The sequence below is a fragment of the Massilia sp. UYP32 genome, from assembly GCF_050434365.1.
Lineage (GTDB): Bacteria > Pseudomonadota > Gammaproteobacteria > Burkholderiales > Burkholderiaceae_D > Telluria > Telluria timonae.
Genome location: NZ_JBNDIK010000052.1, coordinates 1 through 3336, shown reverse-complemented (window position 1 = coordinate 3336; position 3336 = coordinate 1). Strand labels below are relative to the sequence as shown.

Sequence of the window (3336 nt, the reverse complement as noted above, 5' to 3'; positions counted from 1 at the left end):
GTTCTGCTGGGTACTGATTCACTGCGCGTCTTTGCTCCGCCCCCGGATGGATTAAAGTGATTCAAGTGACGCGACATCTATCCTGACAGAGGGGGGCGGCCTCCTTCGCCGATTGGGCGTTGACGAAGTCGAGAAGCTTTTGGCCCGTAAAAATCCAGCCCTTTCCGATCAGCGTGCCACACAACTCGCCGCTGCGGGCATACTGAGCGATGGTGTCAGGCGTCGCATGCAGTTCTCGCGCCGCCTCCTCGAGTGAATAAATAGCGTTTGGTTCCATTTTGTTGGCTTATCCAAAAGGTCTTTCAAGCTGCGAGATACCCGGCGTCCATCGCATCTGATACCAACTGCAGCATTCGGTTGACGCCGCCTCCACCCAGGTCATGCTGTTCAGAGCGGCATAACACCATATTTTCCAGAGCGACCGTAAGGGTAGGGCTGCTCCAAGGCTTGGCAAGAAAGCCTGGCACTGGAGCATCTGCCTCTTGGAGGACGCGGCGCTAGTGCGGACGCGTTGATTACCAAGACAGGGGAACGTTCGCCGCATACCAGTCCACTTCAATAGCGCAGTGATCAAGACATCAGCACAGTCTGGCTTGCCTGGGGTCTCCGGGCTCTGTCGGCACGCTGGCGGCGCCAGATGCATGGACAGGATCCTGCCCCGAAGGCGCCTCGCTCTCTCGGCTATTCCCGGCCCGGCGTCTGGTCGTCTTTGGAGTGCGCTCAGTAGCCATGCTGGCTTGTCCATCACGGCTTCCGTCGCCGCAGGCCACGGTTTGGGGTGATGCGGCTTCCTTCAGCTCGGCGAGCCGCGCTTCCAGTATTTCTCTCTGCGCTTTCAACACGGCTGCATCCTGCTCGGCCCTCACGCAGGCCTGGCGCTGTGCTTCGAAGTCGACACGCAGCTGTCGCAGTTCGTTCTCAAGTGAGGCATGCCCTTCAAGGCGCGCTTGGACCTTGCTCAGCTCAAGCCTTGCCAGCTCTGATTCGCGACGCTCCACAGAGGCTTCCTCGCGCGCGCTGCTCAGTTCTTCCAGCAGCCGCGTAATCTGGCCATCCTGTTTGGCGCGGAACGTGGCCTGATCTGCCAGCTCGGCCTGCAGTTGGCGTACCAGATTGGTTTGTTCTTCGTTGTCGGCAATGAGGTCGGCCAAGTCGCGCTTGGCTTGTTCGACCTGCTGTATGAGCTCGCCGTTGCTTCGGCAGACCTCCTCGTCGATGAATTTGAAGACCACGCGCTGAATTTCCGGCGAAAGAATGCGGATCACTGACTGACCGCTTCCCTGTCTGGATCGCCATTCGACGACGTGGCGTTGGATGGTAGCCAGGCTACCTGTGTTGCCCAGCATCGAGCGGAGCAGTTTGGCCGTTGGGGTGAGCCCTTCGGCCTGCATCTGCTCCGCCGCTGCGGCGACCTGTTCATACATCACTGTTGTAGATCGACCCATGGTGGTCTCCTGTTACGTAATACTGGCGGTACGTTACGTTACGATTCGTGGTGCCGGCGCTGGCGCTATTAACCGCCATCGGGCAGGTAGCAGACGGCGTTTTGCTAGCTAGGATCATCGGCATCATCACTCTCGCGCGGTTTTTTGCGGGTACCAAGGTACGCGCCCGAAATTCCGGGACGGCCGTGGCCGAGCTGACGCGCCACCTCCAGATACGCTGTGTTCATCGTGTGGGCGTCGATGCTTCCGCCGCGGATGGGTGGTTCTACCTTCGCGATCTCGAGATACAAATCGGCCGCGAAATCGTGGCGCAGCCCGTGCGGTGTTACGCCCAGTTCGCGCCGCGTCACCCCGACCGCGCGGAGGACGTCCGAGAAACGTCTCAGTGCCTGCTTGAGCGTCAGTCCAGGCCGACCAATATGGCCGTGATGGCGGGCGAGCGCCTTGGCCTTGGCGAGCGCCACGCGCTGATCCTCGTTACGGATCGCCGTGAAGCGCAGGCGTCCTCCTTTTGTGCCACGCTTGATGCGCAGGAACGCTAGGTAGGGAGTGTCACCCGCCGACGCGGGGAGGGCGTGCGCAGGTACTTCTGCCAGGCGCGGATCGAACATCACGGCTTCCTTTCGGCGCAGGCCGAAGGCGATCATCACCTCAAGCTGCACCCCGACGTATTCATCGTATGCAGTCACCTTTTCCAGCACGGCCGCCTTGTCGACGCCGTTCCCGCTGAAAGTGCGATCGCGTGTAGCGCAGAGCTCTCGCCGGACCAATTCCGCCGGCGCGTATGCCTCAGCGGGTCTAACCAGGCCAGGCTTACCGATCCAGCCTGCGAAAGTGCGGAGGAAGGACAACTGCTGCTGGATGTAGGCTGCGCTAAGCGGGACAGTGCGTGGCTTGAGTTTTGCGTTGCGCTGCTCTAATTCCCTCGCGAACTCTGGGTCCGCAATCCAGTGGCTGACCAACGCGCGTACATGGCGCTCACCGAGGTTCCTTGGCATGACTTTCAGTCCCATTTGCCACAGTTGCCCAAACATACGAAACAGGCCGTCCGCACGGGCTTCTCCTGAACGGTGCGAAACCACTTTCTTGCGGGTCGCATGCTGTCCGTTGTGCTTGTCGAGAGTTTCCTTCAGGTCGCCCTTCCAGTTCTCGTGCTGCCGTTTTGCCATTACCAATCTCCTAGCGTGTGGATGTGCCGGCGCGGTGCCACCCGCGCGCGCCGGCGAAGCGCGGGTGGCCAGGGCGAGAGAGCCGTGCGCGCCGCCCTGGATGCGCGCACGGGGATAGAGGTTCGCCGCAGTGCGGCTCGGGAGCTTAAAAATGCGCGGCCACAAGCAGGGCTGGATTTCTCCGGGCCGAGCATGTCCCTTGCGGGCGCGAAAGAAGCTTCGCGGACAGACTGCCGTAGGCGGCAGGTGCTACAGACGGATGACGAATTGCGCCGTCGCTATCCAGGTCAGCCCTCCCATCGGGCTGCTGACGGCTACGTAACGACCACGCCTGCTGGCCTCTGGGACCAAGCAGGACGCGGCACCAAAGGTGACGCTACGCTGCAATACGTTTTGCTCTAGGCAATGATGTTGAGAACTGCCGGTCTGGCCGGCAGGCGCGAGGTCTAGCCTCGACGCAAATATCCGCAGGCCATGGACGCGTTGCGCAACATGGACGGGATCATGACGGCTCAGTAGCGAGCTGACCAATAGGAAGCTCGCGCGCTGAACCTGGGACGATATGAAGGCTTTTGGAGAGGTGCTCTTAGAACCCCTGCGATGGGAGTGACTACAGTATTTCAATAACCCCCGGTGTCAGAATAGTTGTCGCGTCACCTGATGAAGTAAATACCAACCGGGGACGGGCAAGAGAGATCGTGTGAAGCAGTATTCAGCAGAAC

The 3336-nt window shown here is 60.5% G+C and carries 3 protein-coding genes; all 3 read right to left on the bottom strand.

Features of this window, described 5'->3' with window-relative positions; genetic code table 11:
- Positions 1-61 precede the first annotated feature (61 nt).
- On the bottom strand, positions 62-277 hold the full coding sequence (locus ABIB42_RS25690) for a helix-turn-helix domain-containing protein (RefSeq protein ID WP_429249205.1): 216 nt from the start codon (positions 275-277) through the stop codon (positions 62-64).
- A 301-nt stretch (positions 278-578) separates the two neighbouring features.
- Positions 579-1445, bottom strand: a complete 867-nt coding sequence (locus tag ABIB42_RS25685) for a DNA-binding protein (protein ID WP_005666860.1) — start codon at positions 1443-1445, stop codon at positions 579-581.
- A 104-nt stretch (positions 1446-1549) separates the two neighbouring features.
- Positions 1550-2614 carry an integrase domain-containing protein gene (locus ABIB42_RS25680; protein WP_429249204.1) on the bottom strand — a complete coding sequence of 355 codons (1065 nt, stop codon included), beginning with the start codon at positions 2612-2614 and terminating at the stop codon, positions 1550-1552.
- Positions 2615-3336: the final 722 nt, after the last annotated feature.